The sequence below is a fragment of the Larkinella terrae genome (assembly GCF_009668025.1).
In the GTDB taxonomy this organism is placed as follows: domain Bacteria; phylum Bacteroidota; class Bacteroidia; order Cytophagales; family Spirosomataceae; genus Larkinella; species Larkinella terrae.
In genome coordinates this window covers 528,383-545,956 of sequence record NZ_WJXZ01000001.1, presented here as the reverse complement: position 1 = coordinate 545,956, position 17,574 = coordinate 528,383, and the positions used below count along the sequence as shown (strand labels likewise).

The following is a 17,574-nucleotide window of genomic DNA, read 5'->3' as shown; positions in this document are numbered from 1 at the left end:
CGGGTCGCCGTTGCGATTTAATGGATAAAACGGATTTACACAGATTTTAATCCGCGCGAATCCGTTCCATCCGTTCAATCGCAACGGCGACCCGGCCGTGTTCCTATCCGGTTTTATTTATTCGATTAGTTTTCCCGCGAAAACCGACTCAATGCCCAGTTCCAGTTGGAGTTGATTGGCGGTTTCGACCAGCGCGTCCATGTCGTTCTGTAACCCCGTCGTCAGCAGGCCGACGTCCCGGCGGGTGTAAAGCGAAATGGGTAATCCGCGTTTTTGCAGGGTGTATTTTGCAATGGTCGGGTAGGCGGTATGCACCAGATCCATGCAATCGACGAAGAACTGCTGCACCCGGTCGACGTCATCCTGCCGGTCGGCATTGTCGTAGTTAGCGGCCAGCCAGACGATCAGTTCCGGGAATTCGTTGCCCTGAATACACGACAAACCGGCGGCTCCGGCCCGCAGCGACGATACCGCGTTGACCATGTACGCATCGTATAATCCAAACTTGTAACCCGAACCAACGGCAATCCGGCGGGCCACTTCGGCTTCGTCCAGGCAGGTGTCTTTGTGGTAAATGAGTCGTCCGGTGGGGAGTAGTTCTTTCAGAATGTCGCTGTTGATCAGGCGCTTATACGGAACCGGGCATTCGTAAAAACCGAGCGGAATGTCGTCGGTCAATGCAATCAGCTCGTGCATCCGTTCCAGAAAAACCGCATCGGATTCGTCGGCATCGGCAATCAGGCTGGTGATTACAATAACCGCCTGTACACCGGTAGCATAGATACGCTTAATGAAGTCTGCTTGTTGGGCAATTGGGCCGCCGAAGGTTCCGGTAGCAACCACGGGCACGCGTCCCGCCGTCTGATCGACCACGAGTTTGGTCACCGCCAGCCGTTCATCTTCCGTCAGCTCATACATCTCGCTGGAGAGGCAGTTGGCAAATAAACCGGCAGCACCGGCTTCGATGTAAAATTCGGTCAGTTGGGCGAGCGTCGAGCTATCGACGGCACCGGTTTCCTGAAAAGGAGTGAGCATAACCGGGATGAAACCGCGTGGTAACGATCCGGCTGGAGATGGTGAGGAAGGCATAGTGAAAAAAAGAGTGAAAAAAGAACGTAACCCTGCCCACCGCCCCTTCAGGAAGGGCGGTGGAGGACGGGCTGGGCAATGAGTTAGGGTTTAGAAACAGAAAAGAAACTTTTAAATTGGGTTAGTTAAGCGGTTTAGGAATAGATAAAAACGGGTATTAGCAATAGTTTATAGTTTAAGAACCGTATCTTTTGGGTTGACTTCCGACACCGGTTCCCGCTTCTTGCCGCGGATTCGGGTCAGTAGCAGGCCGACCAGAAAAATCGTCAGCGTGCCGACTACCATAATCATATTCTGGTGAAAGGTGCTGCGAATGAAGGCGTATTCGTCGGGGATCTGGGGCGAAAACGTCATCCATACGATGACCAGCAGGCCGACGATCGTGGCCGTGATGGCTTCGGTATTCCGGGTTTGCCGGGAAATCATCCCCAGTAAAAACAGGCCCAGCATGCCACCGGCAAAAATTCCGGACAGCATCCACCAGATGTCGAGCACGCTTTTGACACCAATCATGGCAATACCGGTGATCATGCCCAGCACCCCAAAAACCGTAGTGGCGATGTACAGCAGCCGCAGCGATTGCCCGTCCGTCATCTTTGGGTTCAAATACCGTTTGTAAATATCCACCGAGAAAACCGTGGCCGATGCGTTCATGCTGGAGCTGATGGTGCTCATGGCCGCCGACAAAATGGCCGCGACAATCAGTCCGACCAAGCCCGCCGGAACCTTGTTGACCATGAAATGCGGCATGACTTTGTCACCAAATTCGGCCGGGCTCAGCGTGGCCGCCAGTTGCCGGATGGCTTCGGGACTGCCGCCGGGCAATCGTTCGCCCGCAACCTGCAGCCGAATGGCGTCGAGCAGTTCGGGCGTGCTCATGTAATAGGCGTAAAGGCACGAACCGAGCACAAAAAACATCAGCGAAACCGGTACGTACAGGTAAACGCACAGCCAGATCGATCGCGTAGCTTCCTTGACGGACGTGGTGGTGTGGTACCGCTGCACGTAATTCTGATCCATCCCGAAGTTGTTCAGATTCATGAAAAAACCGTACAGGAAAACAACCCAAAATGTGGCCTGAGAGAAGTTCGGCGCAAAACTGCCAAGACTGAATTTGTCATTGGCCTTGCCGATTTCAACGATTTTGTTCACTCCGCCCGGCATGCCGTCGATCACCAGCCAGAGGATGATCAGCGCTCCGGCGGTTTTGATGACGCCCTGCACCACCTCCGTCCAGATGACGGCTTCCATGCCGCCCATGACCGTGTAGAGAATGATGCAGATACCGACTACGATCATGATGGTCGCCATCGGATAACCGGTCAGCGCCTGCAAACTGAGGGCGATACCGAAGAAAATGGAGCCCATGCGGGCGAGTTGGGTTAGCAGAAAGCAGGCGACGGCGTAGGTGCGGGCCCAGGCTCCGAAGCGGTGTTCGAGGTGCGTGTAGGCCGAAACTTCGCCGGTATGGCGGTAAAACGGAACGAAAAACCGGGCGGCTACCCAGGCCGAAAGCGGCATGGCGAGGCTAAAAACGAACGAATTCCAGTTACTGCCAAAGGCTTTGCCCGGAACGCCCAGAAAAGTATTGCTGCTCAGAAAAGTCGCGTAAATCGACATGCCGATCGCCCAGCCCGGAATCTTGCCGGAGGCTTTGGTGAACTGATCGGCACTCTTGTTGTTGCGGGAAAAATAAACACCAACGGCAACCATCCCGACCAGATAGGCGACAATAACCAGCAAATCTACAACGGGAAGCGTTTTCATTGATTTCGATTCCGTTACCGGTTTTTAATCGGGTACGAGTTACGGTAAATTTTAAGAATTATTTTTTTACCAGCAGCAATTTTAAGTGCTTCTTGCTTAGCTTGCGACCACACTTTTATGACTGCACAGGTATTTTATTTCATTTTACTGGCAAAAGTACGACATAAAGTGGCAACTAGGATGTGGAGTTTTTGCTAGTTAATGTACGAATTTATCATATTCGAGTGATTGAAGAATGAAGGCGCATTTTTACAAGGTACCCGTCAACGCCCAGGATTCGTTCAGCATCCGGCACGACGTTAAGGCCAATTTTGGCAACATCTGGCATTATCATCCCGAACTGGAGTTACATTACGTGATTCGGGGCGAGGGCGTTCGGTTTATTGGCGACGATGTCAGTAATTTTTCGGCGGGGGAGATGCTGCTGGTGGGCGAGAACCTGCCGCACACCTGGCGGTGTAATGAAGCCTATTTTCGGGAAGACCCAGACAATCTGGTCGAAGCGATCGTGATGCAGTTCCGGCCGGATTGTCTGGGCCGCGATTTTCTGAATCTGGCTGAAACCCAACCCATTCGGCGGCTGTACGAAAAGGCGTTGCGAGGCTTGCTGATCAAAGGCGAAACCTGCGAAAAAGTGGCCGAGTTGCTGCACAGGGCGGTGGAAGCCAAACCGCTGCACCGGCTGATCGTGTTGCTGTCGATTCTGGAAGTACTGGCGCAATCCGATGAACTGGAAACAATTACGTCGGAACGGGTTTTCTACCAATCGAACGAACTGGAAACCGTACGGCTGAATAAAGTCTACAGCCATACGCTGGCCAATTACGCCCGGGAAATCACCCTCGACGAAATTGCTTCCGTTGCCAACCTCAGCGTGACGTCCTTTTGCCGGTATTTTAAACTGATGACCCACAAAACCTACCACGAGTTTCTGACCGAAATCCGGGTTAGCCACGCGTGCCGGGCGCTGGTTGAGAACAAACTTAGCGCGGAAGCCATCTGTTTTGAGAGCGGTTTTAACAATTTATCGAACTTCTACCGCCATTTCAAGCGCGTCAAAGGCATTACCCCCCTCGAATACAAGCGAAATTATCTTCAGTGAATGGTACAAAGTTTAGGGTTTATGGTATATAGTTTACGGTTTACGGTATGCGGTTTACGGTAGCTGACGCACGCAATGGGAACGCGTCAGTCCCGGCGGGGAACCGCACCGTAAACTGTAAACCGTATACGGTTTTTCCGTATACCGAAAATTGAAAACCGTAAATCGTATGAACTCCCGGATCGGCTGGCTTCTCTTTGGCGTAGGTATTCAGGCCTGCGCTCCTAAACCGCATTTGAAAATGAATTTCACTGAACACCAACTGACATTTGACACCAAAGGACACACCATTCACAACAATCAGGCTTTTTCACCCTCCGACGAGTGGATCGTTTACGACACCCGGAACCAGGACGGCGGCATTGGCGGCACGGGCGCCATCGAAATGGTGAATGTGAAAACCGGTGAAATCCGCCCCCTGTACAAAACCGAACACCAGACTGAGTTTGGCCCGGGCGTGGGCGCGGCCACGTTTTCGCCCGTTCGAAACCGGGTGCTGTTTATTCACGGCATTCGCAACGCGAACAAAGAAAAACCGTACGATTTCGACCGCCGGACGGGCGTGGCCATCGACACCGATCAGCCCGGAAAACCCATTTTTCTGGACGCCCGCGATGTTACTCCGCCATTTACGCCGGGGGCTTTGCGGGGCGGTACGCACGCGCACTACTGGAGCGCCGACGGCCAGTGGATCAGCTTTACGTACAACGATTACCCTATCAATCAACTGAGCAAAACCAATCCGGCGGTGAAGGATCTGCGCGTGGTGGGCGTCATGGCGCCGTTCGGCAAGGTGAACGTGTCCGACGACGGTTCGCTGGAAAACAATTCGGGTGAGCTGTTTTCGGTGTTGGTCACCCGGGCGACCGAAAATCCCAAACCGGGCAGCGACGAAATTGACAAGGCGTTTGACGAGGGATGGATTGGCAGCAATGGGTACGTAAAACCGGACGGTACACGGCAGAATCGCGCCATCGCTTTTCAGGGAAATGTGCGGAATAAGGAAGGCAAAACCGTTACGGAAATTTTCGTGGCCGATTTGCCCGACAACCTCACACAAGCCGCTGACGGTCAGCCGCTGGAAGGAACTGCTACGACGCGCCCGAATCCGCCGAAAGGCGTGACGCAGCGCCGGATTACGTTTACGGAACACGGCGCGGAAGGTCCCCGGCACTGGCTCCGGACGCCCCCCGACGGCTCGGTGATCGGTTTTCTGGCGAAAGATGCCGCCGGAACGATTCAGTTATTTGGTGTGTCGCCCAACGGCGGTGCCATCCGGCAACTGACCAAACAACCGTTTTCGATTCAGACGACCTTCAATTTCAGCCCCGACGGCCGCTGGGTGGCCTATGCCGCCGACAACAGCGTGTTTATCACCGAAGTAGCGACCGGCGAATTCAAACGCCTGACACCCCGCTCGTCGGACGACGCAAAACCCCATAACGGAATCGTCTGGTCGAATAAAGGCGATATGATTGGTTATAACCGGTACATCACGACGGAGAAGGGCCGGTTTTTGCAGTTGTTTGTGTTGAAATAAGAAAAGTGAACGAATCTAAGCGGGCACCATTCCAACAAATTCCTCAAAATTATTCGGGTGGATAACTTCCGTCTGGGATGGATGGTAGGCTTCGGTGAATGTTTTAGGAAACCGGATTTTAGCGTTGGGGTTCCACTTGAATTCCCAGGCCCGTAAAGCTCCGTCCTGCTCTTCTACATAATCGATCTCCTGCTGCTGGTGCGTGCGCCAGAAGTAAGGTTTAGCCCAAATTTGCTGATAATGAAGTACTTTTTGCCGCTCGCTGACTAAAAAATTCTCCCACAAAGCGCCTACATCGGCTCGCAAACTGAGGGGTTTGAAGTCGGCGAGAATGGCGTTTCGAATACCGTTATCATAGAAATAAATCTTCCGGCTGCTGCTGATTTCGTTCCGTAAGTTTCGGCTGAACGGCTGTAGCCGGAAGATGACAAAGGCTTTTTCCAATAGACTGACGTAGGACTCTACGGTGGCCCGGTCGACCTGGAGCGTTCGGGATAATTCGTTGTAAGATACTTCGTTACCAAGTTGTAATGCCAGCGCGACGAGCAGCTTTTCCAACAGTTCGGGTCGACGAATGCCACCAAATGTGAGCAGATCTTTGTAGAGATAGCTGCTGCTGAGTTGTTGCAAGATTGCCCGTTCGTCGCCAAGGCTGGTGACGACTTCGGGATAAAAACCGTAGAGAAGCCGTGTTTCCAACTGTCGCCGGGCGTCCAGAAAACCGATACTGCCAACCAATTCCTGCCACGAGATAGGATAGAGCCGAAACTCCCATTTTCGCCCGGTCAATGGTTCATTGATTTCATTGGCTAAGTCAAATGACGAAGAACCGCTCACCAGCAACCGAATGGCCGGGAGCTGATCCGTAATGAGTTTGAGTGTCAAGCCAATATTCGGAACTCGTTGGGCTTCATTAATAAAAACCACCCGGTTTGGGCCGATGAGCTGACGAAGCCGGGCCAGATTTATGTTTTCAAGCTGGTTTCGGACGTCGATTTCGTCGGCATTGAGCAGGAGATAAGCGCCCTCCTCGTCACAGAGTTTGCGTAAAAGCGTCGTTTTCCCCACTTGCCGTGGTCCCATCACTACCAATGCTTTTCCGGAATCCCAGCGTTTACGAAGTTGATTTTCTAAAAAGCGAGCAATCATTTCTTAATTTAGTGATTGTAATCGACAAATTAACTAAAATTTGTCGATTACAATCACTAAATTTTGATTTTTACTTGTTTTTAGAACAGACTCATCAGACGACTCAAAAGTCTGGAACGGAATCGTCCGGTCGAACAAAGGCGATATGATTGGCTATAACCGGTACGTTACGACGGAAAAAGGGCGGTTTTGCAGTTGTTTGTGTTGAAATAGGGCAAGTAAAAACCAACGTATTTTGTGCCGGGCTGAATTGCTAATCCAGCCCGGCAGGGTACATTTGAATGGTTTTAGTACACAATCACCCGTTTAGCGTCGACTTAATGACAATGGAAGACTTTTTTACAATCATTGGTATTGGTACAACCGGTGGAGCAGTTCTGGAAAAAATCTACCAATCAGGAATGCAAAATAGCCGGTTTGTGATTTGTCTGGACAACGTAACCGCCCTGAACGCGTCCTTCATTCCTGTCAAAATACGGCTGGCTCAGAACGAAGCAGAGATTGCGCAGGCTGACCAACGGCTAACGGAGGAAATCAGTCGAACAGTGGAATCAACCGAACTGGTCTTTATCGTTGCCGAGTTGGATGATGACGGAATAAGTCGTACTACTACATGGGTGGCTCAACAAATTCGGGCTATGGATCGGCGGTGTGTGGCCATCCTGGCTGTCGCGGCCATTCCGGATGAAGCTACTTTGCAGAGAATGAATAGCTTATGCGACGGCCTGATCGTCGTGCGATCCACGGCTGCTGGTGTTGACACGCCTGTTTATTCGATGGAAAGGGCAATTCGTGGATTAGTTGCCATGTGCCGGGCCAGTTGGGATACCGTGGATTTTTCGGACGTCGCCTATGTCATGCGTGGCATGGGTCGAATGGCAGTTGTGGAAGAGGAAGCGGGTGGAGAACAAAGAAGTGAAGCGGTTTTAGCCGGAATTATCGACCAATTGGCGGCATTTCCGTTTGCAATGCAGGGTGTTGATCGGATTCTGTTGAATCTGAGTGGGAGTCCGGTTAACCCGGTACGTATGCGGGAACAACATACGCTGGTAAAAGGGCTTACCGACCAGATCGGATCACTGCCCCGACTCTTCAAAACGGTTTACACGGAGGACCATGCGTTGGCGGATCGGCTTAAAATGACCATCCTTCTCTGGACTCCAATGGGACATTGATTTTTTTAAAATCGAATTCCTGCGGCCGAAATTTTCTTAGATCCATCGTCTTACGCGTCGGCAGTATTCTTCATAGTCGGCCCCAAAATCGTTTCGCAAACGCGGTTCTTCGTGGGTAATGACAAATACACTGACCGCGATAAAAACGGAAATCGTATACATCCACAAGGCGATGGCCGGACAGAAAACCGCTTCTCCAATCAAAACAAGCATTACCCCCACGTACATCGGGTTTCGGGAAAACCGGTACAAGCCTTTGACGACCAGCCGTTTGGTTGGATCAGCGGGTGAGATGGTTCCCCGACCCTCCGTGGCAAACCGGATGATGCAATCAGTCAGGATGATGAGTCCCAAAAACCAGATTCCGATTCCGAGATAATGGTGAATTTCGAACGGTTTAGCAAACAGACTTCGTAACTGATTTCTGACGATTAAATAAGGAATTAAACCGGTTACGATGCCGGGTTGAAGCAGCGTAAAAAAGAGATTGCGCAGGAAAAGCGATTGAATAACCGGTTTCATCTTTTACCGATTTTGCGCTGATATATTTACTTTTCAGCAACCTTATCTCTGAGTTTAACCAGTTCAGCCGTATTGTAAACCGTGCGAAAACGCTTTGCCTTTAATGCTGAATAAAGAATTTTATCTCCTGTCCACAAACTGCCTTTCAAATATTTCGTTAAGGCTACAAAATCGATGTCGTCTTCGTCAATATCAGCCACTAAAACCTCGGATTTTCTCCAAATGATTTTAGGAATCAGCCCTTCGTTTATGAAAGTCAGTTTGGTCAGAAGCTTGTCATAAGAAGTCTCAAGCTGTAGATCGGTGAGCTTGGAAATCTTTTTGATTTTCGCCCAATGCTTGCGTATTTCATAACGCATATACTCATTGCTGTAAAACTCAAAGATATCATTGGAATTAAAAATCAGGTCGCCAATAGTGCCTTGCGTATTCAAAAGGCATGAGAAAATAATGTTGGTATCAACAATTATTTTCCTCATTTCAACAATCGCTTACGGTTTTGCTTCCACCAGCCTTTTTTTACTTCTTTGGCCAATTCATCTACCTGTTCCTGATTCGCTTTTGAATTGGCGGTTGCTTCTTTGTAGGTCAAATAATCCACAACCCGCTGCAATCCGGTGATGTCCACCGAGGCAGGCAGTCGAATAATGACCTCGTTGGCCGTTCGCTCTATTAACATGATTGAAGCTTTTTTTCAATAAAGATAATTCAATTGTCGGAATTTGAGCAACCAATTGATATGGAACAAAAGATGCCTATAGTCCGACTTCACGGCTTCGCGTGCCGCATTTCCAGCCCCACCGACGTCCGGGGTTTGAAACCGTTCCAGGGGCTGTCATTGGCGTTTTCGGGCAACGTCAGGTATTTCGCGTAGTCGAGTCCTTTGAGGTGCAGGCCCAGAAAAGCGGTTACAAAATGCTGGTTGATGTTGTTGATCCGACGCTCGTTCCAGGCAGGTTCCGAGAAATGCTGGTAATCATCGAGCGGCTGGCCGGGTTTCAACGTGGCGGCCGGGGGCGGATTGGGCGCCACATTGTGCCGGGCATTCACGTAAGTCAGCAAATAGCGGTCGGCGTTGACGGCTCCTTCGTAAATGGCTTTGATGCCTTTTTCGTAGCCCGACACATCGTCTTTGCTGCCCGCAATAAACAGGCTCGGTCGGGTCAGTCCTGCGAGTCCTTCGGCGTCCCAAACGCCCCGCTCCATGCCCCAGGGCGCAAACGCCACCATGACTTTGATGCGCGAATCGAGCGACGCTTTAAAACCGGGATCGCTGAGGGTGCGGGTTTGCAACGCCGTACTGCCGTTCGCCAGCTGACCGAAAAACTTCACCGCCTGCGCGCTGTAACCCGCCCCCATGACATTGAGCGCACCATAACCTCCCATCGAGTAACCGATGAGCGCGGTGTTGTCGGCATTGACCAGACCCGCCAGAAAATTGTTCGCGTTTTTGGCACCCAGCCGGGCCATTTCGTTCAGCACAAACAGGTCGTCGAGCGAGCGGTTGAGCAAGGTGCTCGGAAAACCGCTCAGGTCGCGGTAGGTCGATTCGGTGTGGTCGATGGCAACGACGACATAGCCTTTAGAAGCCAGGTTTTCGGTCAGATACGTCAGCAAAAGCCGGGAACCCGGATAACCGTGGGACACAATCACCAGCGGATACGCTCCCCCGGCTGGATTGCCCCCGGCCGGATCAGGTTCGGCTTCGCGCAGCGCCCGGCCCCCAAACGTAAACGGAACCAGCGGCCGTTTGGGATCGTTGGCGCGGCCCAGAACCTCCTCATACGTAACGAGTTGTGCTTTCCCAGCCGGAATCAGCGCCGGATACCAGACTTCCACCGTCAGTGGCCGGTCGTAAGTCGGACTGGTTCCATCTTTCGTATGCAACACATCCAACTGCGCTTTGTGGACCAGTTTCAGGGTTCGGACGCCTACCGCAAAACGGCCACGGGGTGCCAGTTCGGGGGCGTCGGGCAGGAGATCGCCGGGCAGAAAAGCGTCGGAAGTTGTCTGAGCCTGCGCCAGTACCGAGACGCTCATCAGCAGCATGAGCAGGCGGTTTTTCAAAATCCTGACTTGGTTTGCGACTCGGTGGTGTGCCATTGGAAGCGCTTAGTTTTGGGACGTAAACTGATAAGTTCCGGAGCCGATTTCGACCTGTAAATAACCGTCTTTAAATGCCTTAACGCGAATTGCTGGATTCGTTTTTAATGCTTTCACTGATTCCTTAACCGTCGCCGGATTCGTTGTCGGAATAAAAACCGTTGCGGTCGTATTGACCGGAACGGTGGTTTTGAACGAAACCGTTGAGCCTTCTTTTTTCCAGGCGGTTTCAATCAGTCCATTCATCGAATAATAACTGGCTTTCACCGAACGGATTCCTTCGGCGGCAATTTCGGGCCGGATCGTAAACGTTTTATACCCAGCTTCGCCCACTTTTAAACCGGCTGCGTTGCCAAATAACCATTCGTTGACCGATCCGAATGCGTAGTGGTTAAAGGAATTCATACCGGAATTATTTTCAAAACCTTTGCCTTTGATGTAGCTGTTCCAGCGCTCCCAAATCGTGTTGGCCCCGTTGATAACTTCAAAACCCCAGGATGGATATTCCGTACTTAATAATAACTGGTAGGCTTCTTTTGTATGTCCGGTAGCTGAAAGTGCGGGCAATAAAGGCTTGAGACCTAAAAAACCGGTGGCCAGTTTATTGTCATTTTCTTTGATCAGATCGGCCAGCCAGTTCCCGGCTTTCTGATCGTGTTCCGGCGTCAGCATGTGCATGTAAATGGCGTTGGCATAGGCGGTTTGCGTATGGCCATCAAAGCCTGATTTTCCTTCGATTACGTACCCTTCGCCGTCGCCATAGGCTGAGCTGTTCGTTTTAAATTTGCCCGTTTGATCGGTGTAATGATTCAGAAAAGCCTGTTTTATTTTGTTGAAAATACCCTCGTAATAAACCGATTCTTCCGTCTTTCCAACCGCTTTGGCCATTTCAGCCATTAACGAAGCGCAGTAGCCGTAATACAGCGTAGCGAGCAAATCCGGTGGCGTTTTTTTGCCCACCGAAAGCCAGTCACCGTAGCCGCCTTTGGGAGAAATATCCTCAAAACTCCGCTCTTTATAAACGTATTCGCCCTTGCTTTTCTCCTCCATAAATTTCAGATAAGCTACCATGTTCGGCCAAAATTGCCGAATCACGCGCGTGTCTCCGTAGGTTTTATAAATCGTGTACGGACAGACAATTCCCGATTCCGACCAGCCCGGCGAATAAGTATCGGTTTTACGAACGTTGGGTGCGGGCGCATATAAGGGATAGGCATTATTGGGCCGCTGCGCATCGTTTAAATCGACCAGCCACTTGGTAAAAAAGGGTGCAATATCGTTGTTAAATGTAGCGGATTTAATGTACGCCTGTGCATCGCCCGTCCATGCCAGCCGTTCATCACGCTGCGGACAATCCGTCGGAATATCGAAATAATTCGAGCGCTGCGTCCAGACAATATTCTGGTATAATTTGTTGATCATCGGGTTGTCGGTTTCCAGCGAACCCGCTTGCGGAGTGGCCGATGTCAGGACAATTCCGGTGATTGCATCGAGGCCCGGTGCGGTTTTAAAACCGGCGGCTTCGACGTATTGAAAACCGTGGTACGTGAATTTGGGCATCCAGGTTTCGCCGTTTTTATCGCCTTTTAAAATGTAGGTATCGATGGCCCGTGCTTTCCGTAAATTCTCCGTCATGATTTCGCCGTTCGGAAATAACATTTCGCCAAACCGCAATCGGATCGTGTCGCCTTTATTGCCTTTGACGTGCAGCCGAACAACGCCCGCAAAATTTTGTCCCAGATCAAAAAGATACTTTCCGCCCGCTTTAGACGTAACGGTTTTTGATTTTAATTCCTGAAAAACCTGAATCTGATTACCCGGATAAACTTCAATTTTTCGTTCCGCTTTGTCGGGATAAACCGTGCTGTTTTTCCAGTTTGTATCGGCAAAACCGGGTTGGCTCCAATTCCCGAATTCCAGATTGGCGTTGTAGGTTTCCCCGTTTAAAATATCCGCTTCCAGAATCGGTCCGTGATTCGTTTTCCAGCTCTGATCCGTCGCGATGGTTTCTTTTTCGCCATTGGCGTATTCTATTTCTAACTGGGCTTTCAAAAGCGGAACATCGCCGTAGAAATTCTTCACAACCGGATTGCCGATCAGCAGGGCGTAGCCGAGATAACCCGCGTACCAGCCCTCCGAAACAATAGCGCCCAACGCATTTTTACCGGTTTTTACATCGGTCGTCACGTCGTATGTCTGGTAATAAACCCGCTTGTTGTAATCGGTCCAACCCGGCGTAAAGTGGTCTTTTCCAACGCGTTTTCCGTTGATTTGAAATTCGTATAACCCCAGCGACGTGACGTATAAGCGGGCCTGTTTTACGGCAGCTTTCAGTTGGGTTTCCTTTCGGAAAAACGGCGCCGGTGGTAAGTGATACACTTTCCCTTTTCCTAAAGCCGTGAGGTCGTTGCCGATCCAGTCTGCTTTCCAGTCGGATTTGTTCAGCAATCCCATCTCCCAGCGGGCGGTCGAACTCCACGGGCCGGGCTGACCGGTTTTGTCCCAGCTACGGACCTGCCAGTAACAAATCGTTCGGGAAGCCAACGGTTTGCCGGCGTATTCGATCTGATTCGTGGCGCTACCATTGGTTTTGGCCGAATTCCAGAGATCGGCTTTGTCCGCAGCCAGCAAATCCGGTGACGACGCAACCCTGATCTGGTAAGCGGTTTGCAACTGGCCCCGAACTGCCGACGTCAATTCCCAGCTTAAGCGCGGTTTGGCCGCATCCACCACCGGATTTAGTTTGTATTCCGTCCGCAGGTTGACGGGTTTCAGATCGGGCAAAACCGCAAAGGTCTGGTGGCAAAAAAGGAGAACAAAAAGCGCAAGGACAGTTACGGAATGGGTCGCGGGTTGAGCAGATTTCATAGGGTAACGAGCGGTTTCTGCGCCGAAAAAACTCCTTTTGGGCAGTCTGGCGGGCTAGTTCTGAAAGGGAGGCTCATCGATAAAACTACTGCAAAATACCTGACTAATCCGTATGAAACGGCGGACGAGCCGCTTATCGTCGTTTCCATGCAAATTCACTACTTTCGCGTTTTCGTAAACTTCATTTCATGTATACCCTTTACGCCATTCCGAATTGCGACACCGTGAAAAAAGCCCGCGTCTGGCTGGCCGAACACGGCGTTGACTACCAGTTTCATGATTACAAAAAACAGGGAATCGACCGGAAAACGATCGAAAACTGGCTGACCCAGAAACCGTGGGAAGAACTGGTGAATCGCTCCGGCTCGACCTGGCGGCAACTGCCCGACGCCGAAAAACCGACTCAGGCCGAAGCTGCCATCGCGCTCATGATCGAAAAACCGTCGGTGATTCGTCGCCCGCTGATCGAGGCCGAAAATCGAATTATTGCGCTCGGTTTTAAACCGGAAGCCTACGAAAATGTGTTCTCCCAGTGAACAACAATCGCGCTGGCAGCTGATATGAGCAAACGAACGCTGGATTCGCCGGAAGCCATCCGGTTTTTGGTGGATTCCTTTTACGAAAAAGTGCGGGCAGATGATTTTATCGGCCCGATTTTTACCGATGTCGCTCAGGTCGACTGGGCGAAACATCTGCCCAAAATGTACGCATTCTGGGAGAATATCATTCTGGGCAACAACGCTTACCACGGCCATCCGTTCCAGCCGCATCTGCTTGTCAATCAGAAGCAAACGCTGACCCTCGACCATTTCGAGCGGTGGCTGAAACTGTTTTCGGAAACGCTCACGGAGCATTTTGAAGGGACCAACGCCGAGCAGGTTCGGCAGCGGGCGACGCAGATTGCACTGGTCTGGAACAATAAATTCGAGTACATCAACAACGATTCATACATGGGCGGTTGAGTTAATTGGTTACCTTTCGTTTTCAAGGCGAAAAAACGATGGCCACGAAAACATCCCTCCGCCCAATCGGCACCGGTTTTGGGTATTTCCTCATTTTTGGCGTATCGCTCTACGCCCTAACGTATTTTCTGCCGGGTAGTCAACCCGGGTTTTTATCTTCCAAACCGCTCGACAATCTGTTCTGGCGGACGGTTTTCTTCACGCACGTCGGTTTGGGAGCCATCGCTCTGAGTCTCGGACCGTTTCAGTTTTCCACAAAACTCCGGCAACGCCGGGTCAGGTTACACCGGTTTTTGGGCAAGATTTACGTGTTCAGCATTCTGGTCGGCAGCGTGGGCGCGTTCGGTTCGGCCTGGTTTGCCAGCACGGGCTGGGTGGCGGCCCTGGGCTTTGGTTGCCTGGCGATTGCGTGGTTTTACACGACTTTTCGGGCGTATCGCGCCATTCGCCGGGGGCAAATCCGCAGCCATCAGGAGTGGATGTTCCGGAGTTACGCGGCAACGCTGGCGGCCGTAACGCTCCGCATTATTCTGCCGCTCGAACTGGCGGTTTTTCAACTGCCGTTTTCGGTGGCGTATCCCATCGTCGCCTGGTTGTGTTGGGTGCTGAACCTCCTTTTTGTGGAATGGTGGATAACACGAAGAAGTCGGGCCAATAACGCCAATGCTGTCTGGAACGGCTAAATCAGAAACATCTTATACCGCAGTATTTTTGTTTCGTCGGCATCGTTCACTACAATATTTAACCTCGCTCCAGACATTTTCCCATTTTTTTCGCCAGCTAAACGGTTTTCCACAAACCGGACAGATTTTGGTGGGTAAATCCTGCTTTTTCATCTAGTTATTTTCTCCGGAAAAATCGGGTAAGTCTTTCGGGCGGGCATACGGAAACTGGGCAATTTTTTCCAGTTTGTAGTAACTGTTCAAGCCCGAAATGCCCACATCCGAAATCCGGCTCAAATCAAGGTGCCCTTCCTGATCCACGGCCTCATCCGGTACGATCAGGTGCTCAATTTCGCCAATGACCAACACCGTATTGTTCAGCTCGATCGGAATAAGCTGCCGAAGTTTCATCCCTAATTTTAACCGACTTTCTTTTACAAAAGGGGCGATAAAATCCGGAAGATACTCTTCCGTAAACTGGCATTTTTCAAACTCCGACTCGTCCCGTTTGAATTTTGCGGATGTGTAATGTGCCTGTTCAATGAACGATTCCTGAACGTGGTTGATGGTATAAAATCCGGTTTTGCGAATGTTGTCGTAAGTATGCTGACCCGCTTCCCGGTCGGGTCGTACAATAAACCCCAGCAAGGCGGGATTGCTGCCCAGGTGAACCACTGAACTGAATATAGCCAGATTCGATTCGCCATTCTCCGAGATTGTGCCAATGAGGTTAGCCGGTTTGATGCCGGTGACGGAATTAATAAGGTTTAAACGTCTGATTCGTTCGGTAGTTGCAATCGCTTCTTTTGTCAGGTGCATGACCAGTTTGGTTTTAAAAATAGCCACTAAAGGTAGAACGCATTTTGCGTTATCTGGTCCCTGCAGATGCTGAAGTTTGTGAGGTGACCGGTTTTACCTGGTCTGGTAGTGGGTCACGTAGATGTGATCGACCTTGCCATCCTTGAAATGGATCTGCACTTCGTCCATCCGGTTGGGCTCGGTGGTGTAGGCAAAATACCACTGGGGCGACTGCCGCATGGCCGGATCATACGGTTTGGAAAGATTTTTGGTCAGCAGCAGAATGCGCTCGAAGGTAGTGGCATAGGCGCTCACCTGCCGGATGCTGGCCAGTTTTTCGTACAGCGAACCGGCCGTATCGCCCACCCGAATGGAGGAGGTTTTTGAATTAGCGGGCCATTGCGTAAGCTTTGTGCCGCTGTTTAAATAAATGCTTTTGATCTGATCGGCTTCCAGATTGATTTGCACACCCGAATCCGTGCCCCGGTTTTGGTCCAGCAGCATATACTGGTACAGGGGGATGCGTTCGCGCAACTGGGCAAAGTCCGAAGCAAAATTACTGACGATGTTCAGGTAGGTAACGCCTTTGGTCTGCTGAAGGGTTTGAACCACTTTGTACACATTTTCGGCTTCGTCATTGACCACCAGACCCAGGTAATTCCCGGTGTAAAGGCTGTCGCGTCCGATGATGTGGCCCGTTACCGAAGTTGAGGAAATTTCGGGGGTAACGGCTGTGTCCGTTGTTTGGCAGCCGGTTACTACGGTTAACAGGAAAGCGGAGCCAATTAAAAAGTTTTTCATTGGAAAAGGAGGTTGTATGATACTACCGACATGGACTCCCGGTTTTTGAATTTGGTTGGAAGGGTCGTAGCCTAATTTTTTGCGCTGGATTGGAACGAGAAGCCAATCGATCTTGTGTTGTTCCTGATTCATTCAATAAAAGACGCAATGAGCAAGACGACAGAACAGGGGGCTCGGACCTTCCAAATTGGGGGTGAGCTGGAAATCAACCGGTTGGGATACGGCGGCATGCAACTGACCGGTCATGGCGTGTGGGGCGAAACGCCCAATCGCGAAACGGCCAAAAAAGTGTTGCAACTGGCGGTGGAGTCGGGCGTGAATTTTATCGATACCGCCGATTCGTACGGCCCGCACACCAATGAAAAATTAATTGCCGATGCGCTGCATCCGTACCCGAAAGGGCTTCTGATTGCCACCAAAGGCGGTTTTGACCGAACTGGCCCGAACCAGTGGGTGATCAACGGCAATCCCAAACACATCCAACTGGCGATCGACGGCAGCCTTCAGCGGTTGAAACTGGAGCGCATCGACCTCTGGCAACTCCACCGGTTTGACCCGGAAATACCGGTAGAAGAAACGCTCGGACCGGTGGTGGAAGCCGTTCAGGCGGGGAAAATCCGGCACGTCGGCTTGTCGGAAGTCGGGATTAAAGAGATTGAGCGGGCCGAAAAAGTGCTGCCTATTGTGTCGGTGCAAAATCTGTATAACCTCGGCAACCGGAAGTGGGAGCCGGTTTTGGAGTATACCATCCAGCGTGGCATGGCCTTTATCCCCTGGTACCCGCTGGCATCGGGACCGAACAAACTGGCCAGTAAAATTCGGGAAATTGCGGAGAAACACCAGGCGACAACCTCGCAAATTGCGCTGGCTTGGCTGCTGAAACGGTCACCGAACATGCTCCTGATTCCGGGAACCAGCTCGCTGGACCACCTGAAAGAAAACCTGGCCGCGGATCAGATCGAGCTGTCGGACGAAGACTTTGCAGCGTTGTCGGCGTGAAAACCGTTTATAAATTTCAAATGTAAGAAACTGGCTA

General features: G+C 51.1%; 18 protein-coding genes. 7 read left to right on the top strand and 11 right to left on the bottom strand.

Annotation, left to right across the window (positions count from 1 at the left end):
• Positions 1-117 precede the first annotated feature (117 nt).
• Both GJJ30_RS02185 and GJJ30_RS02180 read right to left on the bottom strand, forming a co-directional pair.
• Entirely contained in the window at positions 118-1,089 is a 972-nt protein-coding gene (locus tag GJJ30_RS02185; RefSeq protein ID WP_154172684.1) for a dihydrodipicolinate synthase family protein, read from the bottom strand.
• Positions 1,090-1,257: 168 nt separating this feature from the next.
• Entirely contained in the window at positions 1,258-2,856 is a 1,599-nt protein-coding gene (locus GJJ30_RS02180) for a sodium:solute symporter family protein (protein WP_154172682.1), read from the bottom strand.
• Positions 2,857-3,091: 235 nt separating this feature from the next.
• Here GJJ30_RS02180 and GJJ30_RS02175 point away from each other — a divergent pair, with 235 nt between their 5' ends.
• Together GJJ30_RS02175 and GJJ30_RS02170 are read left to right on the top strand one after the other, a co-directional pair.
• A complete protein-coding gene (locus tag GJJ30_RS02175; RefSeq protein WP_154172679.1) occupies positions 3,092-3,958 on the top strand; it encodes an AraC family transcriptional regulator in 867 nt (288 codons plus the stop codon).
• Between the two features lie 169 nt (positions 3,959-4,127).
• Positions 4,128-5,498, top strand: a complete 1,371-nt coding sequence (locus GJJ30_RS02170) for a DUF3748 domain-containing protein (protein ID WP_229312905.1) — start codon at positions 4,128-4,130, stop codon at positions 5,496-5,498.
• A 15-nt stretch (positions 5,499-5,513) separates the two neighbouring features.
• Here the strand turns inward: GJJ30_RS02170 and GJJ30_RS02165 are convergent, their stop codons facing one another.
• Positions 5,514-6,647 carry an ATP-binding protein gene (locus GJJ30_RS02165; RefSeq protein WP_154172677.1) on the bottom strand — a complete coding sequence of 378 codons (1,134 nt, stop codon included), beginning with the start codon at positions 6,645-6,647 and terminating at the stop codon, positions 5,514-5,516.
• Positions 6,648-6,973: 326 nt separating this feature from the next.
• On the opposite strand from GJJ30_RS02165, the gene GJJ30_RS02160 reads away from it, so the two are divergent.
• A complete protein-coding gene (locus GJJ30_RS02160) occupies positions 6,974-7,822 on the top strand; it encodes an FtsZ/tubulin family protein (RefSeq protein ID WP_154172675.1) in 849 nt (282 codons plus the stop codon).
• A 36-nt stretch (positions 7,823-7,858) separates the two neighbouring features.
• Here the strand turns inward: GJJ30_RS02160 and GJJ30_RS02155 are convergent, their stop codons facing one another.
• The 5 genes from GJJ30_RS02155 to GJJ30_RS02135 form a co-directional block, all read right to left on the bottom strand.
• Entirely contained in the window at positions 7,859-8,344 is a 486-nt protein-coding gene (locus GJJ30_RS02155) for a methyltransferase family protein (protein WP_154172673.1), read from the bottom strand.
• 26 nt (positions 8,345-8,370) lie between these two features.
• Positions 8,371-8,823 (bottom strand): PIN domain-containing protein, encoded by a 453-nt coding sequence (locus tag GJJ30_RS02150; RefSeq protein WP_154172671.1) that lies wholly within the window; start codon positions 8,821-8,823, stop codon positions 8,371-8,373.
• A complete protein-coding gene (locus GJJ30_RS02145) occupies positions 8,820-9,023 on the bottom strand; it encodes a hypothetical protein (RefSeq protein WP_154172669.1) in 204 nt (67 codons plus the stop codon). The genes GJJ30_RS02150 and GJJ30_RS02145 overlap by 4 nt, the downstream gene beginning before the upstream one ends.
• Before the next feature lie 89 nt (positions 9,024-9,112).
• Positions 9,113-10,393, bottom strand: a complete 1,281-nt coding sequence (locus tag GJJ30_RS02140) for an alpha/beta hydrolase family protein (protein WP_229312949.1) — start codon at positions 10,391-10,393, stop codon at positions 9,113-9,115.
• 63 nt (positions 10,394-10,456) lie between these two features.
• Positions 10,457-13,315, bottom strand: a complete 2,859-nt coding sequence (locus GJJ30_RS02135) for an alpha-L-rhamnosidase (RefSeq protein WP_154172665.1) — start codon at positions 13,313-13,315, stop codon at positions 10,457-10,459.
• 188 nt (positions 13,316-13,503) lie between these two features.
• Between GJJ30_RS02135 and GJJ30_RS02130 the strand changes: the two genes are divergently transcribed.
• From GJJ30_RS02130 to GJJ30_RS02120, 3 genes are read left to right on the top strand one after another with little or no spacing between them, the layout of a single operon-like run.
• Positions 13,504-13,851 (top strand): ArsC family reductase, encoded by a 348-nt coding sequence (locus GJJ30_RS02130; protein ID WP_154172663.1) that lies wholly within the window; start codon positions 13,504-13,506, stop codon positions 13,849-13,851.
• Positions 13,852-13,875: 24 nt separating this feature from the next.
• Complete coding sequence (locus GJJ30_RS02125; protein WP_154172661.1) at positions 13,876-14,277, top strand: group III truncated hemoglobin; 402 nt, start codon at positions 13,876-13,878, stop codon at positions 14,275-14,277.
• A 38-nt stretch (positions 14,278-14,315) separates the two neighbouring features.
• Positions 14,316-14,960 carry a DUF2306 domain-containing protein gene (locus GJJ30_RS02120; RefSeq protein WP_154172659.1) on the top strand — a complete coding sequence of 215 codons (645 nt, stop codon included), beginning with the start codon at positions 14,316-14,318 and terminating at the stop codon, positions 14,958-14,960.
• Positions 14,961-14,972: 12 nt separating this feature from the next.
• On the opposite strand, the gene GJJ30_RS02115 is transcribed toward GJJ30_RS02120, so the two are convergent.
• From GJJ30_RS02115 to GJJ30_RS02105, 3 genes are all read right to left on the bottom strand, one after another.
• A complete protein-coding gene (locus GJJ30_RS02115; RefSeq protein WP_154172657.1) occupies positions 14,973-15,113 on the bottom strand; it encodes a DUF2256 domain-containing protein in 141 nt (46 codons plus the stop codon).
• Positions 15,114-15,758, bottom strand: coding sequence for a flavin reductase family protein (locus GJJ30_RS02110; RefSeq protein ID WP_154172655.1), 645 nt, complete (start codon positions 15,756-15,758; stop codon positions 15,114-15,116).
• A gap of 93 nt (positions 15,759-15,851) precedes the next feature.
• Positions 15,852-16,538, bottom strand: coding sequence for a hypothetical protein (locus GJJ30_RS02105; RefSeq protein ID WP_154172653.1), 687 nt, complete (start codon positions 16,536-16,538; stop codon positions 15,852-15,854).
• A 147-nt stretch (positions 16,539-16,685) separates the two neighbouring features.
• Here GJJ30_RS02105 and GJJ30_RS02100 point away from each other — a divergent pair, with 147 nt between their 5' ends.
• Positions 16,686-17,537: an aldo/keto reductase gene (locus GJJ30_RS02100; protein ID WP_154172651.1), complete on the top strand. Its 852-nt coding sequence runs from the start codon at positions 16,686-16,688 to the stop codon at positions 17,535-17,537.
• Positions 17,538-17,574 lie beyond the last annotated feature (37 nt).